General features: G+C 57.1%; 17 protein-coding genes. 13 read left to right on the top strand and 4 right to left on the bottom strand.

Annotated elements, in window-relative coordinates:
- Positions 1 to 367 precede the first annotated feature (367 nt).
- Both ppnN and queF read right to left on the bottom strand, forming a co-directional pair.
- Positions 368 to 1,735: a nucleotide 5'-monophosphate nucleosidase PpnN gene (ppnN, locus tag NWP14_RS21090; protein ID WP_095098663.1), complete on the bottom strand. Its 1,368-nt coding sequence runs from the start codon at positions 1,733 to 1,735 to the stop codon at positions 368 to 370.
- A 114-nt stretch (positions 1,736 to 1,849) separates the two neighbouring features.
- On the bottom strand, positions 1,850 to 2,695 hold the full coding sequence (queF, locus tag NWP14_RS21085; protein ID WP_375215923.1) for an NADPH-dependent 7-cyano-7-deazaguanine reductase QueF: 846 nt from the start codon (positions 2,693 to 2,695) through the stop codon (positions 1,850 to 1,852).
- Positions 2,696 to 2,763: 68 nt separating this feature from the next.
- Here queF and syd point away from each other — a divergent pair, with 68 nt between their 5' ends.
- The 8 genes from syd to NWP14_RS21045 all read left to right on the top strand — a co-directional run bounded on the left by syd (position 2,764) and on the right by NWP14_RS21045 (position 11,248).
- Positions 2,764 to 3,309 carry a SecY-interacting protein gene (gene syd, locus NWP14_RS21080; protein WP_346430775.1) on the top strand — a complete coding sequence of 182 codons (546 nt, stop codon included), beginning with the start codon at positions 2,764 to 2,766 and terminating at the stop codon, positions 3,307 to 3,309.
- Between the two features lie 630 nt (positions 3,310 to 3,939).
- Entirely contained in the window at positions 3,940 to 4,269 is a 330-nt protein-coding gene (locus NWP14_RS21075; RefSeq protein WP_095098656.1) for a YqcC family protein, read from the top strand.
- Positions 4,269 to 5,063, top strand: a complete 795-nt coding sequence (truC, locus tag NWP14_RS21070; RefSeq protein WP_095098653.1) for a tRNA pseudouridine(65) synthase TruC — start codon at positions 4,269 to 4,271, stop codon at positions 5,061 to 5,063. The genes NWP14_RS21075 and truC overlap by 1 nt, the downstream gene beginning before the upstream one ends.
- Before the next feature lie 2 nt (positions 5,064 to 5,065).
- Positions 5,066 to 5,509, top strand: a complete 444-nt coding sequence (locus NWP14_RS21065; RefSeq protein ID WP_095098651.1) for a flavodoxin — start codon at positions 5,066 to 5,068, stop codon at positions 5,507 to 5,509.
- A 474-nt stretch (positions 5,510 to 5,983) separates the two neighbouring features.
- Positions 5,984 to 7,336 (top strand): galactarate/glucarate/glycerate transporter GudP, encoded by a 1,353-nt coding sequence (gene gudP / locus NWP14_RS21060; RefSeq protein ID WP_095098649.1) that lies wholly within the window; start codon positions 5,984 to 5,986, stop codon positions 7,334 to 7,336.
- A gap of 2 nt (positions 7,337 to 7,338) precedes the next feature.
- The gene (locus NWP14_RS21055) at positions 7,339 to 8,679 is read left to right on the top strand and encodes an enolase C-terminal domain-like protein (RefSeq protein ID WP_095098646.1); all 1,341 of its coding nucleotides are present in this window, start codon (positions 7,339 to 7,341) and stop codon (positions 8,677 to 8,679) included.
- Positions 8,680 to 8,697: 18 nt separating this feature from the next.
- The gene (gene gudD, locus NWP14_RS21050) at positions 8,698 to 10,038 is read left to right on the top strand and encodes a glucarate dehydratase (RefSeq protein ID WP_095098644.1); all 1,341 of its coding nucleotides are present in this window, start codon (positions 8,698 to 8,700) and stop codon (positions 10,036 to 10,038) included.
- Positions 10,039 to 10,108: 70 nt separating this feature from the next.
- Entirely contained in the window at positions 10,109 to 11,248 is a 1,140-nt protein-coding gene (locus NWP14_RS21045) for a glycerate kinase (protein WP_095098642.1), read from the top strand.
- Between the two features lie 50 nt (positions 11,249 to 11,298).
- Here NWP14_RS21045 and barA read toward each other — a convergent pair whose 3' ends face one another.
- On the bottom strand, positions 11,299 to 14,052 hold the full coding sequence (gene barA / locus NWP14_RS21040; protein WP_375215922.1) for a two-component sensor histidine kinase BarA: 2,754 nt from the start codon (positions 14,050 to 14,052) through the stop codon (positions 11,299 to 11,301).
- A gap of 57 nt (positions 14,053 to 14,109) precedes the next feature.
- On the opposite strand from barA, the gene rlmD reads away from it, so the two are divergent.
- The 5 genes from rlmD (at position 14,110) to eno (ending at position 21,968) form a co-directional block, all read left to right on the top strand.
- On the top strand, positions 14,110 to 15,414 hold the full coding sequence (gene rlmD / locus NWP14_RS21035; protein WP_375215977.1) for a 23S rRNA (uracil(1939)-C(5))-methyltransferase RlmD: 1,305 nt from the start codon (positions 14,110 to 14,112) through the stop codon (positions 15,412 to 15,414).
- 167 nt (positions 15,415 to 15,581) lie between these two features.
- Positions 15,582 to 17,819: a GTP diphosphokinase gene (gene relA / locus NWP14_RS21030; RefSeq protein ID WP_095098635.1), complete on the top strand. Its 2,238-nt coding sequence runs from the start codon at positions 15,582 to 15,584 to the stop codon at positions 17,817 to 17,819.
- A 117-nt stretch (positions 17,820 to 17,936) separates the two neighbouring features.
- Positions 17,937 to 18,728 (top strand): nucleoside triphosphate pyrophosphohydrolase, encoded by a 792-nt coding sequence (gene mazG / locus NWP14_RS21025; RefSeq protein WP_095098632.1) that lies wholly within the window; start codon positions 17,937 to 17,939, stop codon positions 18,726 to 18,728.
- 223 nt (positions 18,729 to 18,951) lie between these two features.
- On the top strand, positions 18,952 to 20,589 hold the full coding sequence (gene pyrG, locus NWP14_RS21020; RefSeq protein WP_095098629.1) for a glutamine hydrolyzing CTP synthase: 1,638 nt from the start codon (positions 18,952 to 18,954) through the stop codon (positions 20,587 to 20,589).
- An 80-nt stretch (positions 20,590 to 20,669) separates the two neighbouring features.
- Positions 20,670 to 21,968, top strand: coding sequence for a phosphopyruvate hydratase (gene eno / locus NWP14_RS21015; protein WP_095098626.1), 1,299 nt, complete (start codon positions 20,670 to 20,672; stop codon positions 21,966 to 21,968).
- 69 nt (positions 21,969 to 22,037) lie between these two features.
- Here the strand turns inward: eno and NWP14_RS21010 are convergent, their stop codons facing one another.
- On the bottom strand, positions 22,038 to 23,147 hold the full coding sequence (locus tag NWP14_RS21010; RefSeq protein WP_375215921.1) for an SDR family oxidoreductase: 1,110 nt from the start codon (positions 23,145 to 23,147) through the stop codon (positions 22,038 to 22,040).
- Positions 23,148 to 23,170 lie beyond the last annotated feature (23 nt).

Here is a 23,170-nt window from a genome sequence, read left to right as displayed (position 1 = left end):
GTTCAGCCAGATATTTGTGGCGCGAAGGCTATCATTCGCAGCATATGAGATAAAAGCATGACGGCGTAATAACGAGGTTTTTGCTGTAAAAATGAGATGTTCTCGATGTTTTAGCTCTCAAATATCTTTTTTGTGGTGATATTTGTTGCTGTTTTTGGAAAGGCAAACGATTGGCTTTGTAAAAAGCTACAAAACATTCACAAAGGAAATAGATTTCTGACAGGGCGCGCGGCGAAGCCGGTGGGTAGGCAGATTATCGTGCTGGAGTGCTGGAGTGCTGGAGTGCTGGAGTGCTGGAGTGCTGGAGTTCGGGTTGGGCTGCCCGGGCAGGACGTCAGCCGCCGCCCGGGAAGGGTTACAACAGGGCTCAGGAGCCTATTTCATAGCAAGGAATATAGGCGCTGCCGCCCGGCAGCTTCATGCGGTGCTGGGCGACGAAGCCCTGCAGCAGATCGTCCATGCGGCGCATGATCTCCGCATCGCCGTGCAGCTTATAAGGGCCGAATTTTTCAATCGCCTGGATGCCGACCTCTTTGACGTTCCCGGCGACGATCCCGGAGAAGGCGCGGCGGAGATCCGCGGCCAGCACTTCTACCGGCTGGTCCGGGTAGAGCTTGAGGTTGGCCATGTTTTCGTGCGTCGGATCGAACGGCATCTGCAGGTCCGGCGAAATACGAATCGACCAGTTAAAGCTGTAGGCGTCGTCGGTTTCCCGGCGGCTCTCTTTCACCAGCGGCATCGCTTTCTTCAGCTGACGCGCAACTTCGCTGGCGTCGTCAATGATAATCCGGTAGTGGCGGCGCGCCGATTCGCCCATAGTGTGGACGATGAACTCATCCAGCACGCGGAAATAGTTCGCGCTCTCTTTTGGCCCGGTAAGGATCAGCGGCAGTACCTGCGCCTTGTTGGCCGGGTGCATCAGAATGCCCAGCAGATAGAGCAGCTCTTCCGCCGTCCCCACCCCGCCCGGGAAGATGATGATACCGTGGGCGATGCGCACGAACGCCTCAAGGCGTTTTTCGATGTCCGGCATGATGATCAGTTCGTTCACCAGCGGGTTCGGCGGCTCGGCGGCAATAATAGAAGGTTCGGTCATGCCGATAAAGCGGCTGTCTTTGTAGCGCTGCTGGGCATGGCCAACCGCGGCGCCTTTCATCGGCGCTTCCATCGCGCCCGGGCCGCAGCCGGTGCAGATATTCAGCTCGCGCAGGCCGAGCTGGGTCCCGACGCGGCGGGCGTAGAGATATTCGGTCTCATTGATCGAGTGGCCGCCCCAGCAGACGATCATATTTGGCGCTTCGCCGACGTGCAGGGCGCGGGCGTTACGCAGAATCGAGAATACCAGGTTGGTGATATGCACCGAACTTTCGAGGTCGAGGTTCGGGAGACGAACGGTATTATGAATCTGCCCGTAAACGAACAGGATGTCGCGCAGCACGGCAAACAGGTTGGCCTGCAGGGAACGGATAATACGCCCGTCAACGAACGCCTCTTCCGGCGGGTTGATCAGTTCCAGCTTTACGCCGCGTTCGCGACGCAGCACGTTAATATCGAAGTTTTCAAAACGAGACAGTAGCTCTTTGCTGTTATCGGTCAGGCTCCCCGAGTTGAGCACGGCAAGCGAACAGTTGCGAAAGAGCTGATACAGGTCGCTGCTGGCGGTGCGTTTAAGCATATCCACTTCCAGCTGTGACAGCATATCCATTGAACCAAGCGGGCTAACATGTGTAATCAAGTGAACTCCTTAACAGGACGATTATCGTCTTCCTGTGATTACAATAGCCTTGCCTGCGGCGTTTCCACAACCTTGCGTACGCGTGAACGCACGCAAAGTTGTGAAAATTCTTTACTACTGGCGCGCCAGGCGAGCGATAGCCGGAACAAAGTCCGCGTTGCTGCGCCACGGGTTGATGTCGAGGCCGCCGCGGCGGGTATAGCGGGCGTAGACGGAGAGCGATTGCGGCCGGCAGAAGCGCAGGAGGTCGTTGAAGATCCGCTCGACGCACTGCTCGTGAAACTCGTTGTGATGACGGAACGAGACCAGGTAGCGCAGCAGCTTTTCGCGATCGATTTTTGGCCCACGATACTGGATTTGCACCGAACCCCAGTCCGGCTGATGGGTGATCAGGCAGTTGGATTTAAGCAGATGGCTCACCAGCGTCTCTTCGACGATGTTGTCGCCGGCGGCGCCCAGCAGGTAGTCGGTGCTGAATTCATAGTTATCAATCTCGATGTCCTGATCGTCGATGCAGGTGCCGTGCAGATGGGCCACCGGCTGGCCTTCGAGTTCGTCAAGGCGATAGAGCGCAACCGTGACCTCGCCCTGGGCGCAGGCGCTAAGGTCGCGCGCCAGGGTCGCCTGCACCTCTTGCCAGCTGGCAAAGCGGGTCTGGTTAAAGCTGTTGAGATAGAGCTTAAAGCTCTTGGATTCCACCAGGTTCACGCTGGTATCGCTCAGCTCGACGTGGCCCACCGCCACCTGCGGCAGGCCTTTTGCATTCAGCCAGGAGAGTTCGTACAGCGTCCAGATATCGCCGCCGTGGAAGGGTAGGCTGTCGGCGTGGAGGCCCAGCGGATCGCGGTTCAGGCTGCGCGGCACGCCCTGCAGCAGGGATGCGTCGTAGGTATCACGGTAATCGGTTGATTTACCGAGCGTCAGGCCAGCCAGAGCCTGATGATTCTCATAAGAAGACATGTTTCACCATAGTAAAGCGGGTACACTATTTGCTAAGTGTATCCTGGCTAACGTGAAGAGAGAAACCGGTGGACAATCAGACCGCAGAAGCGCTGCAAGCATTTACCCAACGTTATTGCGACGCCTGGCAGCAGCAGCGCGCAAGCCTGCCGCGCAGCGAAGAGCTTTACGGCATCCCGTCGCCCTGCATCAGCTCGACGGACGCCGACGCCGTTTTCTGGCAACCGCAGCCCTTTTCACTCGCCGCCAATATCAGCGCGGTTGAAAGGGCCTTAGATATTGTGGTACAACCGCCGGCTCATAGTTATTATACCACCCAGTTTGCCGGCGATATGCAGGCGCGCTTGGCCGGTGAAACGATGACCCTGCTGCAAACCTGGAGTCCGGATGACTTCCAGCGTATGCAGGAAAATCTGATTGGTCATCTGGTGGTGCAAAAACGCCTGAAGCTGTCGCCGACGCTGTTTATCGCCACTCTGGACAGCGAGCTGGAAGTTATCTCCGTTTGTAACCTGAGCGGTGAAGTCCTCAAAGAGACGCTCGGCACGCGCAAGCGTACGACCCTTGCTCCCTCCCTTGCGAGTTTTCTTAACCAGCTTGAGCCGGTTCTGTAACCCATTGTGCCTGTCCATTTGTGAGAGATCTCTTACAAGACCTGTAAGAGATCGTCATCATTTAAGTCATTTTTCAACTATTTAATTTTTAATAAATCAATTAAATTCAGTTGGTTAGGTTTTATATCGTCTTTTTCAGTGGTGACTAATCTTAAGAGATTGTCGTATGAAGGCTTGTAAGACGAGGCGGAATCAGGGATCCTATGTATGTCGACAGGGAGTCGCAAATGAAGTGAACATCAGGATGATGACGCTTCTGCAGGACCCGCCGGGAAGGCGCAGCAAGGACAGGCTTCAGGATGAAGCACAGGATAACGCAGGATTGCGTAAAGGACACCTCCAGGATGGAGAACGTGAGCCGCTCATGATGAACGGTGGATCAGGAAGATCGGGATAGACTTAAGGACAGGTAATTTCACATCGGGGTGGTGTGAAAGCAGGACGCACTGGTTTATGGATGAACATGGTCAGGAGACCTCAGGAAAAGTTTTCACGGACGAGCAGGGAGCACCAATGTAGCTGGATTGCTGCGAAACGAACCGGGAGCACTGTTTATACAGTGCTCCCTTTTTTTATTTCTCTTCTGAATTTGCTATTCTGCGCCGGTTTACAACTCATCGAGGTTTCCCCATGACTCTTCACCTCAGCGTGCGCGAGCGCCTGCACGCGATTGAAGCGCTGCTGCGCGAAACGCAGTACTGGCAGGAAAGCGCGCCGCAAAGCAGCGCCTTTGCCAGCGACAGTCCGTTCTGCATGGATACCATGGAGCCGCTGGAGTGGCTCCAGTGGGTGCTGATCCCTCGTATGCATCAGCTGCTGGATGGCGAGCAGCCGCTGCCGCAGAGTTTTGCCGTCTCCCCTTATTATGAGATGGCCCTTGATGCCGCCCACCCGCTGCGCGATCGCGTGCTGGCCGAGCTGCTGCTGCTCGATACCCTTTTTGCGAGCGATAACGCCTGATGCTGGAAATTATTTATCAGGACGAGTGGCTGGTGGCGGTCAATAAGCCTTCCGGCTGGCTGGTCCACCGCAGCTGGTTGGATCGCGATGAAAAAGTGGTGGTTATGCAAACGGTGCGCGATCAGATTGGCCAGCACGTCTTTACCGCCCATCGGCTCGACAGACCGACCTCCGGCGTTCTGCTGATGGGGCTATCAAGCGAGGCGGGAAGGCGGCTGTCGCAGCAGTTTGAACAACACCAGATGCAAAAACGCTACCACGCCATTGCCCGCGGCTGGCTCACCGAAGAGGCGCTGCTCGATTATCCGCTGGTTGAAGAGCTGGATAAAATAGCCGATAAATTTGCGCGCGAAGATAAAGGCCCGCAGCCGGCGGTGACCCACTATCGTGGCCTGGCGACGGTGGAAATGCCGGTCGCCACCGGACGCTATCCGACGACGCGCTATAGCCTGGTTGAGCTGGAGCCTAAAACGGGACGTAAGCATCAGCTGCGCCGCCATCTGTCACACCTGCGCCACCCGATTATCGGTGACAGCAAGCACGGCGATCTGCGGCAGAACCGCAGCGCGGTTGAAAACTTTGCCTGCGACCGCCTGATGCTGCATGCCAGCCAGCTCTCGCTAACTCATCCGTTTACCGGCGAGCCGCTGGTCATTCGCGCCAGCCTGGACGATGTGTGGATGCGGGCTCTGTCGCAGTTTGGCTGGCGAGGCCTTCTGCCGCTAAATGAAAGGGTTGAGTTTGCTGGCGACAGCGGTCAGGATGAACAGATTGAGGTCAATCCAGGGAGATAAACATGGCAGAAGTCGGGATTTTTGTCGGTACGATGTATGGCAACGCGCTGCTGGTCGCTGAAGAAGCTGAAGCCATTTTGAGCGGTCTGGGCCATAAAGCGAAGGTGTTCGAAGACCCGGAGGTTCAGGACTGGGAACCCTACAGCGGAAAATATGTCCTGGTCGTGACGTCAACGACCGGACAGGGCGATCTGCCGGATAGCATCGTCCCGCTGTACGAAGGCATTAAGGATATGTACCAGCCGCACCTGCGCTACGGAATCATCGCGCTCGGCGATAGCACCTACGCTAACTTCTGCGGCGGCGGCAAAACCTTTGATGCGCTGCTGCAGGAGCAGGGCGCAAAGCGCGTCGGCGAAATGCTGCTGATTGACGCCAGCGAAGACCCGGAACCCGAAGGCGTTTCCAACCCGTGGGTTGAACAGTGGGCGACCCTGCTCGAATAGGCGGATGAAAAGTGACGCTCTCCCCCTACGTAGAGGGCGTCCCTTCTGAAGGCCAGCGCCGGATAAACGCTCAACGGGATCATACCCGTTCCCGCTCGCTGGGAGTTCAGGCATCTGCATAATAACCGCTTATACAGAGTGGTTTTTTCCAGGTGTTTTCACCGGGTCAAGAGAGATATTTCACACTCCCGCCGTTTGCACCGTCGCTGGCAGCGCTAAGCGGCTGCTGCTTTTCATTTCCGTGAACTACCCCCCATCTGATTAGGCATAAGCCATAAATCGATTTCAGCACGTCCCGCAAAGCTGTGTATGTGCACGGTGAGCCAGCCATGTCCTCTTTTTATACTTTCTCTGCCAGTTTGAAAAAGCAAAATGCCAGATAAAACGAAAACACTAACACGTCATTCTGACTACCCTACAGGTTGTGCTGTTCAGAATGAACGTAGCTAATTGCTATGATTCAGGAGTGCAACAATGAGTACATTAAGTCAGGCGGCGAGCGGCGCGGAAAAACGCACCAACGCCCGCTACTGGATAGTGGTGATGCTGTTTATCGTCACCTCTTTTAACTATGGCGACCGCGCGACGCTGTCGATTGCCGGCTCGGAAATGGCCAAAGATATTGGCCTCGACGCGGTGGGCATGGGCTACGTTTTCTCGGCGTTCTCATGGGCCTACGTGATTGGTCAGATTCCCGGCGGTTGGCTGCTCGATCGCTTTGGTTCAAAACGGGTCTATTTTTGGTCCATCTTCATTTGGTCGATGTTTACCCTCCTGCAGGGTTTCGTCGATATCTTTAGCGGTTTTGGCATCATCATCGCGCTGTTTACCCTGCGATTCCTCGTCGGCTTAGCGGAAGCTCCATCCTTCCCCGGCAACAGCCGCATCGTCGCGGCCTGGTTCCCGGCGCAGGAGAGGGGCACCGCGGTCTCTATTTTTAACTCCGCCCAGTACTTTGCCACCGTTATCTTCGCGCCGATCATGGGCTGGCTGACCCATGAGGTCGGCTGGTCGCACGTCTTCTTCTTTATGGGAGGGCTGGGGATCGTGATTAGCTTCGTCTGGCTGAAAGTGATCCACGAACCGAATCAGCACCCTGGCGTGAACCAAAAAGAGCTGGAATATATCGCCGCCGGCGGGGCGCTGATCAATATGGATCAGAAGAAAGACGCCAGGAAGGTTCCGTTCAGTGAAAAATGGGGTCAGATCAAACAGCTGATCGGATCGCGAATGATGGTCGGGATCTACATCGGCCAGTACTGCATTAACGCGCTGACCTACTTCTTTATCACCTGGTTCCCGGTTTACCTGGTGCAGGCGCGCGGCATGTCGATTCTGAAAGCCGGGTTTGTCGCCTCCGTTCCGGCCATCTGCGGTTTTGTCGGCGGCGTCCTGGGCGGCATTATCTCCGACTGGCTGATGCGCCGCACCGGCTCGCTGAATATTGCCCGCAAAACCCCAATCGTGCTCGGCATGCTGCTGTCGATGGTGATGGTGTTCTGTAACTACGTTAACGCGGAATGGATGATTATCGGCTTTATGGCGATGGCCTTCTTCGGCAAGGGCATCGGCGCGCTGGGCTGGGCGGTGATGGCGGATACCGCCCCGAAAGAGATAAGCGGTCTCTCCGGCGGTCTGTTCAACATGTTCGGCAATATCTCCGGTATCGTCACGCCTATTGCGATCGGCTACATCGTCGGGACGACGGGCTCGTTCAACGGTGCGCTGATTTATGTCGGGATACATGCGCTGGTGGCGGTGCTGAGCTACCTGGTGCTGGTGGGGGATATTAAACGCATAGAACTGAAACCTGTTGGGGAACGCTAACGATGAATACTCAATCTACTCCGATCGTCACCGACATGAAGGTGATCCCGGTTGCCGGGCATGACAGTATGCTGCTGAATATTGGCGGCGCGCACAACGCCTGGTTTACCCGCAATATTGTGGTACTCACCGACAGCGCGGGCAACACCGGTATCGGCGAGGCCCCCGGCGGCGAGGTGATCTATCAGACGCTGGTGGACGCTATTCCGCAGGTGCTGGGGCAGGAAATTGCGCGCCTGAACAAAGTGGTTCAGCAGGTACATAAAGGCAATCAGGCGGCGGATTTCGACACGTTCGGTAAAGGCGCCTGGACCTTTGAACTGCGGGTTAACGCGGTCGCGGCGCTGGAAGCTGCGCTGCTGGATCTGCTGGGCAAAGCGCTGAATGTTCCGGTCTGCGAACTGCTTGGGCCGGGCAAACAGCGCGACGCGGTCACCGTTCTGGGCTATCTCTTCTATATCGGCGATCGCAATAAAACGGATCTGCCGTATCTGGAGACCACCCCAGGCCAGCACGACTGGTACCACCTGCGGCATCAGGAGGCGCTGAGCGGCGAAGCGGTGGTCCGCCTCGCCGAAGCCGCTCAGGATCGCTACGGCTTTAAAGATTTCAAGCTTAAGGGCGGCGTGCTGCCGGGCGAGCAGGAGATTGACACCGCCCGTGCGCTGAAAAAACGGTTCCCGGATGCGCGTATTACCGTCGATCCGAACGGCGCCTGGCTGCTTGATGAAGCCATTGAACTCTGTAAAGGCCTGCAGGATGTGCTGACCTACGCCGAAGATCCCTGCGGCGCCGAACAGGGATTTTCCGGTCGGGAAGTGATGGCGGAATTCCGCCGCGCCACCGGCCTGCCGGTCGCAACCAATATGATTGCCACTAACTGGCGTGAAATGGGGCACGCGGTGATGCTCAATGCGGTGGATATACCGCTCGCCGATCCGCACTTCTGGACGCTGTCCGGCGCGGTGCGGGTCGCGCAGCTGTGCGATGACTGGGGGCTGACGTGGGGCTGCCACTCAAATAACCACTTCGATATTTCTCTGGCCATGTTTACCCATGTCGGCGCGGCGGCGCCGGGCAATCCGACCGCCATCGATACCCACTGGATTTGGCAGGAGGGCGACTGCCGCCTGACCAAAAATCCGCTGCAGATTGAAAACGGCAAGATTGCCGTACCGGACGCACCGGGTCTGGGTGTGGAGCTGGACTGGGAGCAGGTGCAAAAAGCGCACGAGGCCTATAAGACGCTGCCCGGAGGGGCGCGTAACGACGCAGGGCCGATGCAGTACCTGATCCCAGGTTGGAAATTTGACCGCAAACGTCCCGTTTTCGGCCGCGATTAATTAGAAAAGGATTCAATAATGACGACGCAATTCTCAACGCCGGTAGTCACTTCTATGCAGGTTATCCCGGTGGCCGGTCACGACAGCATGCTGATGAATCTCAGCGGCGCGCACGCCCCGTACTTCACCCGCAATATTGTGATTATTAAAGATAACTCGGGTCATACCGGAGTGGGCGAAATTCCTGGCGGAGAGAAAATCCGCCAGACGCTGGAGGATGCCGCGGCGCTGGTTGTCGGCAAAACGCTCGGCGAATATAAAAACGTGCTGGGCGCCGTTCGCCAGCAGTTTGCCGACCGCGATGCCGGCGGCCGCGGTTTGCAAACCTTTGACCTGCGTACCACTATTCATGTAGTGACCGGGATTGAAGCGGCGCTGCTGGATCTGCTTGGGCAGCACCTTGGCGTGAACGTGGCTTCGCTGCTGGGCGACGGGCAGCAGCGTAGCGAAGTGGAAATGCTTGGCTACCTGTTCTTCGTCGGTAACCGCCAGGCCACGCCGCTGGCCTACCAGAGCCAAACGGATGAGAAGTGTGACTGGTACCGGCTGCGCCATGAAGAGGCCATGACCCCGGACGCCGTCGTGCGCCTGGCGGAAGCGGCCTACGAAAAGTATGGCTTCAACGATTTCAAACTCAAAGGCGGCGTGCTGGCCGGCGAGGAGGAGGCAGAGTCCATCGTCGCGCTGGCGAAACGCTTCCCGCAGGCGCGGGTGACGCTTGACCCGAACGGCGCCTGGCTGCTCGATGAGGCCATCGCCATTGGTAAACAGCTGAAAGGGGTGCTGGCCTACGCGGAAGATCCGTGCGGAGCTGAACAGGGGTTCTCCGGCCGTGAGGTGATGGCTGAATTCCGCCGCGCGACCGGTCTGCCGACGGCGACCAATATGATTGCCACCGACTGGCGGCAGATGGGGCACACCCTGTCGCTGCAGTCGGTTGATATCCCGCTGGCCGATCCGCACTTCTGGACCATGCAGGGATCGGTTCGCGTTGCCCAGATGTGTCATGAATTTGGCCTGACCTGGGGTTCGCATTCCAATAACCATTTTGATATCTCGCTGGCGATGTTCACCCACGTCGCGGCGGCGGCGCCGGGCAGGATCACCGCCATTGATACCCACTGGATCTGGCAGGAAGGGAATCAGCGTTTGACCAGACAACCTTTTGAGATCAAAGGTGGTATGGTGCAGGTACCGTCGACGCCTGGCCTTGGCGTAGAGCTCGATATGGACCGCGTTATGCAGGCTAATGAACTATATAAAAAGCACGGTCTGGGCGCTCGCGACGATGCGATGGCGATGCAGTATCTGATCCCCGAGTGGACGTTTGACAACAAGCGCCCGTGCATGGTGCGCTGAGGACAAACCGGTTCCTGCGGGAGCCGGTAGCTTTTGGATAGCTGGCGTTGGTTCATGTTAAGGACAGCTTATGAAAATAGTAATTGCACCGGATTCCTATAAGGAGAGCCTGAGTGCGCTGGGCGTAGCGACCGCGATAGAGCAGGGGTTCAGGGAGATTTATCCCGACGCAGAGTACCTCAAGCTACCGGTCGCCGACGGCGGGGAGGGGACCGTTGAAGCGATGGTCGCCGCCACTCAGGGGCATCTGGTGCGGGCTGTCGTTACCGGCCCTCTCGGCGAGCCGGTGAACGCTTTTTACGGCCTTTCCGGCGACGAACGCTGCGCCTATATCGAAATGGCGGCGGCCAGCGGTCTGGAAAGCGTACCGCCGGCGCGCCGCAATCCGCTGCTCACCACCAGCTGGGGGACCGGCGAGCTGATCCGCCACGCGCTGGACAGCGGCGTGAAGCAAATTATTATCGGTATCGGCGGCAGCGCCACTAACGACGGCGGAGCCGGGATGGTGCAGGCGCTGGGCGCAAAGCTGCTGACGAAAGATAACCGGCAGATCGCGGCCGGCGGCGCGGCGCTGGAGCAGCTGGCGAAGATTGACCTCAGCGAGCTGGATCAACGGCTGGCGGATTGCCGCATCGAGGTTGCCTGCGACGTGACCAACCCGCTAACCGGCCCGGAAGGCGCAACGGCGGTATTTGGCCCGCAGAAAGGGGCGACGCAGGAGATGATCGCTCGCCTCGATCGCGCGCTGGCGCATTTCGCGCAAATTATCCATCGCGACCTCGACATTGATGTCCTCAATCTTGAGGGCGGCGGAGCGGCGGGCGGAATGGGCGCCGCGCTCTACGCTTTTTGCGGGGCGAGGCTGCGCCCAGGTATTGAGATTGTGACCGACGCGCTGCACCTCGCGGAGCGGGTGGCGGACGCTGACCTGGTTATCACCGGCGAAGGGCGCATTGACAGCCAGACTATCCACGGCAAGGTGCCGGTTGGGGTGGCTAAGGTGGCGAAAAGCTACAATATCCCGGTGATTGGCATTGCCGGCAGCCTGACCGCAGACGTGGGCGTTGTGCATCAGCACGGGCTGGATGCGGTCTTCAGCGTGCTCTATTCCGTGTGCACGCTTGAAGAGGCGCTGGAAAATGCCGCCGATAATGTGCGCATGACGGCGCGCAACGTGGCGGCGATACTGAAAATGGGGCACAGACTGTAGCTGCGCTCCGCGGGGCCGGGTCGTTGCCTGGACCCGCAGAGTCAGCCGGGCTAGATGCCCATCAGCTTGCACGCTTCCCGCGTGACGTTATCCATCTCATCCAGCAGCTCCAGAAGCTCGGGCTCCAGATCCTCGGCGGCGGTTCCCGCGCGCAGCTGGCTCTCGATGGTCTGACACAGCTTCTTCAGCCGCGGCACGCCGCTGTAGCTGCAGCTGCCGTGAAGCTTATGAATCAAATCCAGCAGCCCTTCCGGCTCTTCGCCCACCAGCTGCTCTTCAACCTTGTTACGAACCTCCGGCATAAAGGCGAGCAGCATCTGCAGCATCTCCCGCGCCAGATCCGGCTTCATCGCCGCCTGCCGTAGCGCCAGCTGCCAGCTGAGGGTAACGTTATGATCGACCGGGGCTTCAATGATGTCGGCCGACAGCGGCGCGGCGGCGTGCATTCCCGGCTGGTAGCGCAGCAGCAGGCTGTGCAGCTTGTCCTCTTCAATCGGTTTCGCCAGGTAATCGTTCATGCCGGCGCTCAGCAGCTTCGCTTTTTGTCCCTCCAGCGCGTGGGCCGTGACCGCGATGACCGGCGTTTGCTGATGGTGAGGGAGGTGGCGGATGAGCTCGCAGGCGCGAATGCCGTCCATATCCGGCATCTGAATATCCATCAGCACCAGATCCAGCTGCATCTGCTTGGCCAGCTCCACGGAGCGCTGGCCGCTCTCGCATAGCGTGACGTGCTGGACCAGGTCTTCCAGCAGCACGCCGATAAGCTTCAGGTTTGCCGGGTTATCGTCAACCGCCATGACCGTCATCGGCAGCTTGCTGCTGTCCGTATGCGGCAGCATCACCGCCGGCTGTACCCGACAGGAGGCCGTTAGCGCTGGGAGTAACCGGGTTGAGGTCAGCGGTTTAAGCAGGCAGGCGGCCACGCCCTCGCGCTTCAGCGCTTCGGCGTTTATCTGCGCGTGGCAGGGGAGCGCGAGAAGTAAATGATCGGCCATCGAGCAGGCTTTTGTGAGCTTATCCTTCTGCTGATTAAGGTCGCGCATTGAAACCGGAATGCCGGCCAGCAGAATATCGTAATGCGTCTCCGGCAGAGCCGAGAACGTCGGGCTGTAGACCACTTCCAGCGGCGTGCTGGCCAGCAGCTCCATCGTGCACTGGGCCGCCGCCGCGTTGGCTTCGATATAGGCCAGCGTTTTCCCCCGCAGACAGTCGGTGAGCGGGCTATCGGGAATGGCGTTCGGGTTGAGGTCGAGGCTGATATGGAACCAGAAGGTAGAGCCGCGATTAGGCTGGCTGTGGAAGGAGATATCGCCCCCCATCTCCTTCACCAGCCGCTGGGTAATGACCAGCCCCAGCCCGGTGCCGCCGTGACGGCGGGAAATGCTGGCATCGGCCTGGCGGAAAGCCTGGAACAGCCGCGACTGGTCGCGCTCCGGAATGCCGATCCCGGTATCGTGGATTTGGATCTCGATCTGCACGCGGGAATTCGTGATTGCGCGCTGCTCCACCAGCACGTCGATATTACCGTGCTCGGTGAACTTGATGGCATTCCCCACCAGATTGGTGATGATCTGCTGCAGGCGCAGCGGGTCGCCGATAATATTATCCGGAACATCATTTTTGATGTTCAGCGTCAGCTCCAGTCCCTTATCGTGCGCCGAGTGGGCCAGCAGGGTCACCACCTCATCCAGCGCATTGCGCAGCAGGAAAGGGATGCTCTCAAGAATAAGCTTCCCTGCTTCCAGCTTGGAAAAGTCCAGCACGTCGTTGATGATAGCCAGCAGGTTGTTGGCGGAGCGCTCGATGGTCGTCAGATGATCGCGCTGGGTGGTATTTAAATCGGTTTTCAGGGTCAGGCGGGTAAAGCCGATCACGCCGTTAAGCGGCGTTCGCAGCTCGTGGGACATATTGGCGAGGAACTCTGATTTTATGCGCGCGGCTTCCTGAGCGCGTTTTTTCGCCAGATCCAGCTCAACGTTTTGGATCTCCATCTGCTCGAGGGTTTCGCGCAGATCCGACGTCGCCTGATCGATATTGTGCTGCATCTCTTCATGGTAGGCCGCCAGCGACATCGCCATAGAGTTGATGCCGTTCTTCAGCATATCCAGCTCGCCGAGCATAAAGCCTTCGACGCGGCTATCCAGCTGCCCGCGGCGAATGCGGTCAACGGTATTCACCATATTGCGGATTGGCCCGGTGACGTCCCGCATCAGCCGCCAGCCGAAAATAAGCGCAATCCCGATACAGAACAGCATCATCACGCTGGAGATAAAAATCTCTTTGTACTGCTGCAGGCGTACCGATTTGAGATCCAGTTCGAGGGCCACGTAGCCCAGCATATTGCCGGGCATTTTGGCATCGGTCACCGGCGACTCATCGGGCGAATAGCTTTCCGAGATGATAGGGGTACGCAGAATCATCACGTCGCCTTTGCGGGTCACGCTGAGCTGGCGGGGGAATTTTGCCCCCTTTTCCAGCCGCAGCTCGCTGGGGTTAAGCTGAAAATTGGAGGTAACAAAGAGCTTGTTTTGCGAATCATAGATTGAAATTGCGCGCACAATATCCGAGTGACGACGGTGCAGGACGCTTATCAGCTGCCCGATAGATTCGCGGTTTTGCAGATTCATGCCATATTCACTGGAGACCGCCAGCGGCTCGATAATACTGGCTCCGGCGTCTTCCAGCTGCCGCTGCAGGTCGTGGTAGCGATGCGCGACGAAGAAAATACTGAGCAACAAACCAATAAGTACGGTAGGTGCCAGAATAAGAATCATCATGCGAGCACGTAGGCTGTAGTTGGTCATGCGGTTCCGTTATGGGAGAATAAGAGTCAGTATATTTGATTGAGACAAATCTCTACGATGGCGCAATTCTACTCTGCAAAACGGCGTGTGACGACGCGCCAGATCATAACCGTTACAGTCAATGACCTCGATCCCTTTGGTCAGGGCGTTGCTCGTCACCAGGGAAAAGCGCTATTTGTTCGCGGCCTGCTGCCGCAGGAGCAGGCCGAGGTCGTGCTGGTTGACGATAAAAAACAGTACGCTCACGCCAGGGTTAAACGCCGCCTGAACGACAGCCCGCAGCGCCAGACGCCGCGCTGCCCGCACTTTGGCGTCTGCGGCGGCTGCCAGCAGCAGCATGCCAGCGTTGAGCTACAGCAGCAAAGCAAGCGCGCCGCGCTCGGTCGGCTGATGAAGCGCGATGTCGATGAGATTATAGCCGCTTCGCCGTGGGGCTATCGTCGACGCGCGCGCCTGAGCTTGAATTATCAGCCAAAGACCCAACAATTACAGATGGGCTTTCGTCAGGCCAGCTCCAGCGACATCGTCGACGTGGTGCAGTGCCCCGTTTTGGCGCCCGCTCTTGATGCGCTGCTGCCGGCGGTGCGCGAATGTCTGAGCGGTCTGAAATCCATGCGTCAGCTGGGCCACGTTGAGCTGGTGCAGGCCGATAACGGGCCGCTGATGGTATTGCGTCATACCGCTGCGTTGCCTGCCGGCGATAAAGAAAAACTGGAACGATTTTCGCAATCTCACGGTCTTTCCCTGTACCTGGCGCCGCAAAGCGAGATACTTGAACATATTGCCGGGGAAGCGCCATGGTATACGTCAGACGGACTACGCTTAGTGTTCAGTCCGCGCGACTTTATTCAGGTTAACGATGGCGTTAACCAGCTGATGGTGCGTACGGTCCTCGAGTGGCTGGATATTCAGCCGCAGGACCGGGTGCTGGATCTGTTCTGCGGAATGGGTAATTTTACCCTACCGCTGGCGCAGCGCGCCGGGCAGGTTGTCGGCGTTGAAGGCGTTCCTGCCCTGGTCGAGAAGGGGCGCGAAAACGCCGCGCTTAACAATCTGCATAACGTCACATTCTTCCACGAAAATCTGGAAGAGGACGTGACGCGCCAGGCCTGGGCGAAGCATGGCTTTGATAAAATATTGCTCGACCCGGCAAGAGCCGGTGCGGCCGGCGTGATGTTACATATTATAAAATTGGCCCCGCAGCGCGTAGTCTATGTCTCCTGTAACCCGGCGACGCTGGCGCGCGATAGCGAACTGCTTTTAGAGGCGGGGTATAAAATCCAACGCCTGGCGATGCTGGATATGTTCCCGCACACCGGGCATCTGGAATCAATGGTGCTGTTTGAGCACAAGCTTACATAAAATCATACGAATCGCATCGAGGTGGCAGTAGAGTAAATCCTCAGCGGCTTGCGCAGCTCAGCGACTGAGGTGGGCGACGGAAGCCGGCGCTGATACGATTTGCAGGGTGACGTGTAAAAGTTGAGGCTTGCCGACTTCGGCAGGCCAGGTCCCTTAAGGAGAGGACAATGGTTGCGGTAAGAAGTGCACATTTAAATAAAGCTGGTGAATTTGACCCGAATAAATGGATCGCGAGTCTGGGAATTTCCAGCCAGCAGTCGTGTGAACGCTTAGCCGAAACCTGGGACTATTGTCGCGAGCAAACGCAGGGACATCCGCGCGCGGACCTCCTGCTATGGCGCGGCGTGGAGATGGTTGAAATCCTCTCCACATTGAGCATGGACATCGATACGCTGCGGGCCGCGATGCTGTTCCCGCTGGCGGACGGCGAGGTCGTCAGCGAAGAGGTGATGCAGGAGAGCGTCGGCAAATCCGTGGTGACCCTGATCCACGGCGTGCGCGACATGGCGGCCATCCGCCAGCTCAAGGCGACCCACACCGACTCCGTCTCCTCCGAACAGGTGGATAACATTCGCCGCATGCTGCTGGCGATGGTCGACGATTTCCGCTGTGTGGTCATCAAGCTTGCCGAACGTATTGCCCACCTGCGGGAAGTCAAAGACGAGCCCGAAGATGAACGGGTTCTGGCAGCGAAAGAGTGCACCAATATCTACGCGCCGCTGGCCAACCGCTTAGGTATCGGCCAGCTGAAGTGGGAGCTGGAGGATTACTGCTTCCGCTACCTGCATCCGGACGAATATAAGCGCATCGCGAAGCTGCTGCACGAGCGGCGAATCGACCGCGAACACTACATTGACGAATTCGTCGGCCACCTGCGCTCAGAAATGAAAACGGAAGGCGTTAAGGCCGAAGTGTACGGCCGGCCGAAGCATATCTACAGCATCTGGCGGAAAATGCAGAAAAAGCATCTCACCTTTGATGAGCTGTTTGACGTGCGGGCGGTGCGCATTGTCGCTGAGCGCCTGCAGGACTGCTACGCCGCGTTGGGGATAGTCCACACCCACTATCGCCATCTGCCGGATGAGTTCGATGACTACGTCGCTAATCCGAAACCTAACGGCTACCAGTCTATTCATACCGTGGTGCTCGGTCCCGGCGGCAAAACGGTAGAAATTCAAATTCGTACTCGCCAGATGCATGAGGATGCCGAGCTGGGCGTCGCCGCGCACTGGAAGTACAAAGAGGGCGCTGGCGCAGCGGTGGGCGGCGGGCGCGGTTACGAAGACCGCATCGCCTGGCTGCGTAAGCTGATCGCCTGGCAGGAAGAGATGGCGGATTCTGGCGAAATGCTGGATGAAGTGCGTAGCCAGGTCTTTGACGACCGGGTTTACGTCTTTACGCCGAAAGGCGACGTCGTGGATTTACCCGCCGGCTCGACGCCGCTCGATTTCGCCTACCATATCCACAGCGATGTCGGCCACCGCTGCATCGGGGCGAAAATTAGCGGACGCATTGTGCCGTTTACCTATCAGCTGCAAATGGGCGATCAGATTGAAATCATCACCCAGAAGCAGCCCAATCCAAGCCGCGACTGGCTGAACCCGAACCTCGGCTATGTGACCACCAGCCGCGGGCGCTCCAAAATTCACGCCTGGTTCCGCAAGCAGGATCGCGACAAGAATATTATCGCCGGGCGGCAGATCCTTGACGATGAGCTTGAGCATCTTGGCATCAGCCTGAAGGATGCAGAAAAACATCTGCTGCCGCGCTACAACTTCAACGAGCTGGATGAGCTGCTGGCGGCCATTGGCGGCGGAGATATTCGCCTTAACCAGATGGTCAACTTCCTGCAGGCGCAGTTCAACAAGCCGAGCGCGGCCGAGCAGGATGCGGCGGCGCTGAAGCAGCTGCAGCAGAAGAGCTGGGCGCCGCAGAATCGCAGCAAAGACAACGGTCGGGTAGTTGTGGAAGGCGTCGGCAACCTGATGCACCACATCGCGCGCTGCTGTCAGCCGATCCCCGGCGATGAGATCGTCGGCTTTATCACCCAGGGGCGCGGGATCTCGGTGCACCGGGCTGACTGCGATCAGCTGGCGGAGCTGCAGTCGCACGCGCCGGAGCGGATCGTTGATGCGGTCTGGGGGGAGAGCTATTCGGCGGGCTACTCGCTGGTGGTGCGCGTGGTCGCCAACGATCGCAGCGGGCTGCTGCGCGATATCACCACCATCCTCGCCAACGAGAAGGTCAACGTGCTGGGCGTTGCCAGCCGTAGCGATACGAAACAGCAGCTGGCCACCATCGATATGAATATCGAAATCTATAACCTGCAGGTGCTGGGCCGCGTGCTCGGCAAGCTGAACCAGGTGCCGGATGTTATTGATGCCCGCCGCCTGCACGGCGGGTAATGGTTTATCCCTCCATCCATGACCCTCTCTCCTCCGGGGAGAGGGCAACCGCGCTGATTTTCTCCTGCGTTTTCACCGGGGGAAGCGAAAAAGACCAACATTTTGCAAGGAATCACCATGACTCAAATCGACCGCCTGCTCGGGATAATGCAACGCCTGCGCGACCCGGAGAACGGCTGCCCGTGGGATAAAGAGCAGACTTTTGCCACCATTGCTCCCTATACCCTCGAAGAAACGTATGAAGTGCTGGATGCTATCGCCCGCGAAGATTTCGACGATCTGCGCGGCGAGCTGGGAGACCTGCTGTTCCAGGTAGTGTTCTACGCCCAGATGGCGCAGGAAGAAGGGCGTTTTGCGTTTGACGACGTTTGCGCCGCTATCAGCGACAAGCTGGAGCGCCGCCATCCGCATATCTTCGGCGATGCCAGCGCCGGTACCAGCGCGGAAGTGCTGGCGCGCTGGGAAGAGATTAAAAGCGCCGAGCGGGCGGAAAAATCCCAGCACTCCGCGCTGGATGATATTCCGCATAGCCTGCCGGCGCTGATGCGCGCGCATAAAATACAAAAACGCTGCTCGGGGGTTGGCTTTGACTGGACCTCGCTCGGTCCGGTGCTGGACAAAGTGCACGAGGAGATCGATGAGGTGATGCACGAAGTGCAGCAGGCGGTGGTAGATGAAGCTAAACTGGAGGAGGAAGTTGGCGATCTGCTGTTTGCGACGGTCAATTTATCCCGCCATTTAGGCGTTAAAGCCGAAGTCGCCCTGCAAAAAGCCAACCTGAAATTTGAGCGTCGCTTCCGCGAAGTTGAGCGGATTGTGACCGCTCGCGGGCTGGAGATGACCGGCGTTGACCTCGATACCATGGAAGAAGTGTGGCAAGAGGTAAAGCGGCAGGAAACTGATCTCTAACGAAATTTTGCGATCAAGCGCAATTTGTGTGATTTTTTAAATGACAAGCGCTTGATTTGCGTCAAAAACATTTACCCAAAAGGAGCTATTTTCTCACTCCTTATGATTGTCATGACCTGGAAAGGAGACGGAGAATGAAAGTTTGTGGCGCTCGTCGTGTTCGGGTATACTACTTTCCCGTCCTGGTTATTCCATCGTTTCACCCTAACTTCTCAGGTTCAGCATGACAACGAACTATATTTTTGTGACCGGCGGGGTCGTATCCTCTCTGGGTAAAGGCATTGCCGCAGCTTCCCTCGCAGCTATTCTCGAAGCCCGTGGGCTTAACGTGACCATGATGAAACTGGATCCGTACATCAACGTCGATCCGGGTACCATGAGCCCTATCCAACACGGGGAAGTGTTCGTTACTGAAGACGGCGCTGAAACCGATCTGGACCTGGGTCATTACGAGCGTTTCATCCGTACCAAAATGAGTCGCCGCAATAACTTCACTACGGGCCGTATTTACTCCGACGTTCTGCGCAAAGAGCGCCGTGGTGATTACCTGGGCGCAACCGTACAGGTTATTCCGCACATTACTAATGCCATTAAAGAGCGCGTGCTTGCCGGTGGCGAAGGTCACGACGTGGTGCTGGTTGAAATCGGCGGTACCGTGGGTGATATCGAATCCCTGCCGTTCCTCGAAGCTATTCGCCAGATGGCGGTAGAAATCGGCCGTGAGCATACCCTGTTTATGCATTTGACCCTGGTGCCGTACATGGCAGCAGCCGGTGAAGTCAAAACCAAACCGACTCAGCACTCCGTAAAAGAGCTGCTTTCTATCGGTATTCAGCCAGATATTCTGATCTGTCGCTCCGATCGGGCGGTACCGGCGAACGAACGTGCTAAAATTGCATTGTTCTGTAACGTCCCGGAAAAGGCCGTTATTTCTCTGAAAGATGTCGATTCCATTTATAAAATTCCAGGCCTGTTGAAATCTCAGGGGCTGGACGATTATATTTGTAAACGATTCAGCTTGAACTGCCCGGAAGCAAACCTGGCCGAATGGGAACAGGTTATCTACGAAGAGGCTAACCCGGCAGGCGAAGTCACCATCGGTATGGTCGGCAAGTACATTGAGCTGCCGGATGCCTACAAATCGGTGATTGAAGCGCTGAAACACGGCGGTCTGAAAAATCGCGTGACCGTGAACATCAAGCTGATTGATTCGCAGGATGTGGAAACGCGCGGCGTCGAAATTCTGAAGAATTTAGATGCTATCCTGATCCCGGGCGGCTTCGGCTACCGCGGCGTTGAAGGTAAGATTGCCACCGCGCGCTTTGCGCGTGAAAACAATATTCCATACCTGGGTATTTGCCTGGGCATGCAGGTTGCGCTGATTGAGTTCGCGCGCAACGTAGCGGGGATGGAGAACGCCAACTCCACGGAATTTGTGCCAGACTGTAAGTTCCCGGTAGTGGCGCTGATTACCGAATGGCGTGATGAAGAAGGCAACGTTGAAGTTCGTACTGAGAGAAGCGATCTCGGCGGCACCATGCGCCTGGGCGCGCAGCAGTGCCAGCTGGACGAAGAGAGCCTGGTGCGCCAGCTGTACGGCGAGCCGACAATCACCGAGCGCCATCGTCACCGCTACGAAGTCAACAACATGTTGTTGAAACCTATTGAAAATGCGGGCCTGCGCGTTGCGGGCCGTTCCGGGGACGATCAGTTGGTCGAGATCATCGAGGTGCCGAACCATCCGTGGTTTGTGGCCTGCCAGTTCCACCCGGAGTTTACTTCTACGCCACGCGATGGCCATCCGCTGTTTGCAGGTTTTGTGAAAGCGGCAAGCGAGTATCAGAAGCGTCAGGCGAAGTAAAAGAGTTAGAACGGCAATGCACCCATCCGGGTGCATTGTTTGTCTGGAGTTTTAGTTTAACTTGTACTGAGGAAAATCTAATGTCCAAAATCGTTAAAGTCATCGGTCGTGAAATCATCGACTCCCGTGGTAACCCGACTGTTGAAGCCGAAGTACACCTGGAAGGTGGTTTCGTTGGTATGGCAGCAGCTCCGTCAGGTGCTTCTACTGGTTCCCGCGAAGCGCTGGAACTGCGCGATGGCGACAAATCCCGTTTCATGGGCAAAGGCGTACTGAAAGCTGTTGGCGCGGTTAACGGCCCGATCGCTCAGGCAATCCTTGGCAAAGACGCCAAAGACCAGGCCGGCATCGACAAGATCATGATCGATCTGGACGGTACTGAAAACAAATCTAACTTCGGTGCGAACGCAATCCTGGCCGTGTCCCTGGCGAACGCCAAGGCAGCAGCCGCTGCTAAAGGTCAGCCGCTGTTCGAACACATCGCCGAGCTGAACGGTACCCCGGGCAAATACTCCATGCCGGTTCCGATGATGAACATCATCAACGGCGGCGAGCACGCGGACAACAACGTCGACATCCAGGAATTTATGATTCAGCCGGTTGGCGCTAAATCCCTGAAAGAAGCCGTACGTATGGGTTCTGAAGTGTTCCATAACCTGGCTAAAGTTCTGAAAGCTAAAGGCATGAACACTGCAGTTGGTGACGAAGGCGGCTACGCGCCGAACCTGGGTTCCAACGCTGAAGCTCTGGCGGTTATCGCTGAAGCGGTTAAAGCTGCTGGCTACGAGCTGGGCACAGACATCACTCTGGCGATGGACTGCGCGGCTTCTGAATTCTACAAAGACGGTAAATACGTTCTGGCCGGCGAAGGCAACAAAGCGTTCAGCTCTGAAGAGTTCACTCACTTCCTGGAAGACCTGACCAAACAGTACCCGATCGTTTCTATCGAAGACGGTCTGGACGAATCTGACTGGGACGGCTTTGCATACCAGACTAAAGTTCTGGGCGACAAAATCCAGCTGGTTGGTGACGATCTGTTCGTAACCAACACCAAGATCCTGAAAGAAGGTATCGACAAAGGCATCGTTAACTCCATCCTGATCAAATTCAACCAGATCGGTTCTCTGACCGAAACTCTGGCTGCGATCAAAATGGCGAAAGACGCTGGCTACACTGCCGTTATCTCTCACCGTTCAGGCGAAACTGAAGACGCTACCATCGCTGACCTGGCTGTTGGTACCGCTGCAGGCCAGATCAAAACCGGTTCTATGAGCCGTTCTGACCGCGTTGCTAAATACAACCAGCTGATTCGTATCGAAGAAGCTCTGGGCGAAAAAGCACCGTACAACGGTCGTAAAGAGATCAAAGGTCAGGCATAAGCCGGTCTTTATCTGATATAAAAATGCCAGTCTGCCGGACTGGCATTTTTTTTGTCTGCACAGCGGCGATTATTTAAAGTCGACGGCCATTTGCTGCGGGATCGAAAGCCCGCGGGTAGTTTGCACGCAGCGGTCAATATAATCGGTAAAGCGCGGCGGTTTGGGCATCCCCATACTCAGCAGCTTATCGTTACTGAAGCGTACGTTAAGCGTGGCGAATGCGCCATACAGACGCATGGCTTTCAGCATCAGGCGCTCATTGCACGGACCAAAGATGTCCTTTAGCTCACGGCGCATCTTAACCAGCGTCTCATAGCTCACCTGGGCATAGCTGTCGCCGACGGGCAGCCGCTCCAGCGCGGAGGCCATCGCGCTGTCAATTTCGGCAAACCTGACGCTGTTTTCTTCCCCCGCCGATATATGCACCACTTCACCACGGGCAAGCGGGCTGTCGAGCAGCATCAGCAGCGCGTCGGCACAGTAATCAACGGGAATAACATCAATCCTGTCCTCCATTGAACACATGAACTTTTGCAGCATCAGGCCCATGCTGAATACCCAGAAGATACTGCTGGAGGGCTGGCAGCCGTGATGGGTATGGCCGACGACGATAGAGGGGCGGGCGATAGCCAGCGGGAGCGTCGGGCACTCCTGCTGCATCAGCCGCTCGATGGTCGATTTAGAATGCGTGTACTCGACAAGATGTTCGGCGCGCTCGCGGAATTCGGCGCTTTCCGCGACCAGAGAATCAGGCTCCGGCGAGCACGACATTGCCGTGCCAACGTGCAGGAAGCGCTGCAGCCCGGAGACCTCGGCCATGCGTTGGGCAAAGCGGAGCGTCCCTTCGACGTTGACCTTCCAGATCAGCGGATTATTGCCGAACGAAGCGACGGCGGCGCAGTTGAGCACGTGGGTAACGCGCTCAAGGCGCGGATCGGCAAGGAATTCTTCAGGATTCGCCAAATCGCCCAGCAGTATGTGCCGGGTGCTCAGCGTCGCCAGCGTCTCCTCAGCGATATTGAATTTACGCAGATTGTCTTTAACCCGGGCAAGCGCTGCTTCACCATTATTGGCACGAACTAAAAGCAGCAGATTAACCCCATTTTTTTGATTCAGGATATTCTCTAAAACTGCTCCACCCAGAAATCCGGTAACGCCTGTAATTAATAATGTATTCATGAATACAGTCTCATCATGGTTAG

The organism is Klebsiella sp. C349492, assembly GCF_042055345.1.
Lineage (GTDB): Bacteria > Pseudomonadota > Gammaproteobacteria > Enterobacterales > Enterobacteriaceae > Klebsiella > Klebsiella scottii.
Note: the sequence above shows the minus strand (reverse complement) of the source record. Positions and strands in the feature narration are given on the sequence as shown.

Excerpts from the sequence above, each read along its gene's own strand:
- mazG (WP_095098632.1), top strand. The coding sequence starts at position 17,937 with ATGACTCAAATCGACCGCCTGCTCGGGATAATGCAACGCCTGCGCGAC.
- NWP14_RS21065 (WP_095098651.1), top strand. The coding sequence starts at position 5,066 with ATGGCAGAAGTCGGGATTTTTGTCGGTACGATGTATGGCAACGCGCTG.
- NWP14_RS21010 (WP_375215921.1), bottom strand. The coding sequence starts at position 23,147 with ATGAATACATTATTAATTACAGGCGTTACCGGATTTCTGGGTGGAGCA.
- queF (WP_375215923.1), bottom strand. The coding sequence starts at position 2,695 with ATGTCTTCTTATGAGAATCATCAGGCTCTGGCTGGCCTGACGCTCGGT.
- gudD (WP_095098644.1), top strand. The coding sequence starts at position 8,698 with ATGACGACGCAATTCTCAACGCCGGTAGTCACTTCTATGCAGGTTATC.
- NWP14_RS21055 (WP_095098646.1), top strand. The coding sequence starts at position 7,339 with ATGAATACTCAATCTACTCCGATCGTCACCGACATGAAGGTGATCCCG.
- NWP14_RS21075 (WP_095098656.1), top strand. The coding sequence starts at position 3,940 with ATGACTCTTCACCTCAGCGTGCGCGAGCGCCTGCACGCGATTGAAGCG.
- NWP14_RS21045 (WP_095098642.1), top strand. The coding sequence starts at position 10,109 with ATGAAAATAGTAATTGCACCGGATTCCTATAAGGAGAGCCTGAGTGCG.
- gudP (WP_095098649.1), top strand. The coding sequence starts at position 5,984 with ATGAGTACATTAAGTCAGGCGGCGAGCGGCGCGGAAAAACGCACCAAC.
- rlmD (WP_375215977.1), top strand. The coding sequence starts at position 14,110 with ATGGCGCAATTCTACTCTGCAAAACGGCGTGTGACGACGCGCCAGATC.
- pyrG (WP_095098629.1), top strand. The coding sequence starts at position 18,952 with ATGACAACGAACTATATTTTTGTGACCGGCGGGGTCGTATCCTCTCTG.
- barA (WP_375215922.1), bottom strand. The coding sequence starts at position 14,052 with ATGACCAACTACAGCCTACGTGCTCGCATGATGATTCTTATTCTGGCA.
- truC (WP_095098653.1), top strand. The coding sequence starts at position 4,269 with ATGCTGGAAATTATTTATCAGGACGAGTGGCTGGTGGCGGTCAATAAG.
- relA (WP_095098635.1), top strand. The coding sequence starts at position 15,582 with ATGGTTGCGGTAAGAAGTGCACATTTAAATAAAGCTGGTGAATTTGAC.
- eno (WP_095098626.1), top strand. The coding sequence starts at position 20,670 with ATGTCCAAAATCGTTAAAGTCATCGGTCGTGAAATCATCGACTCCCGT.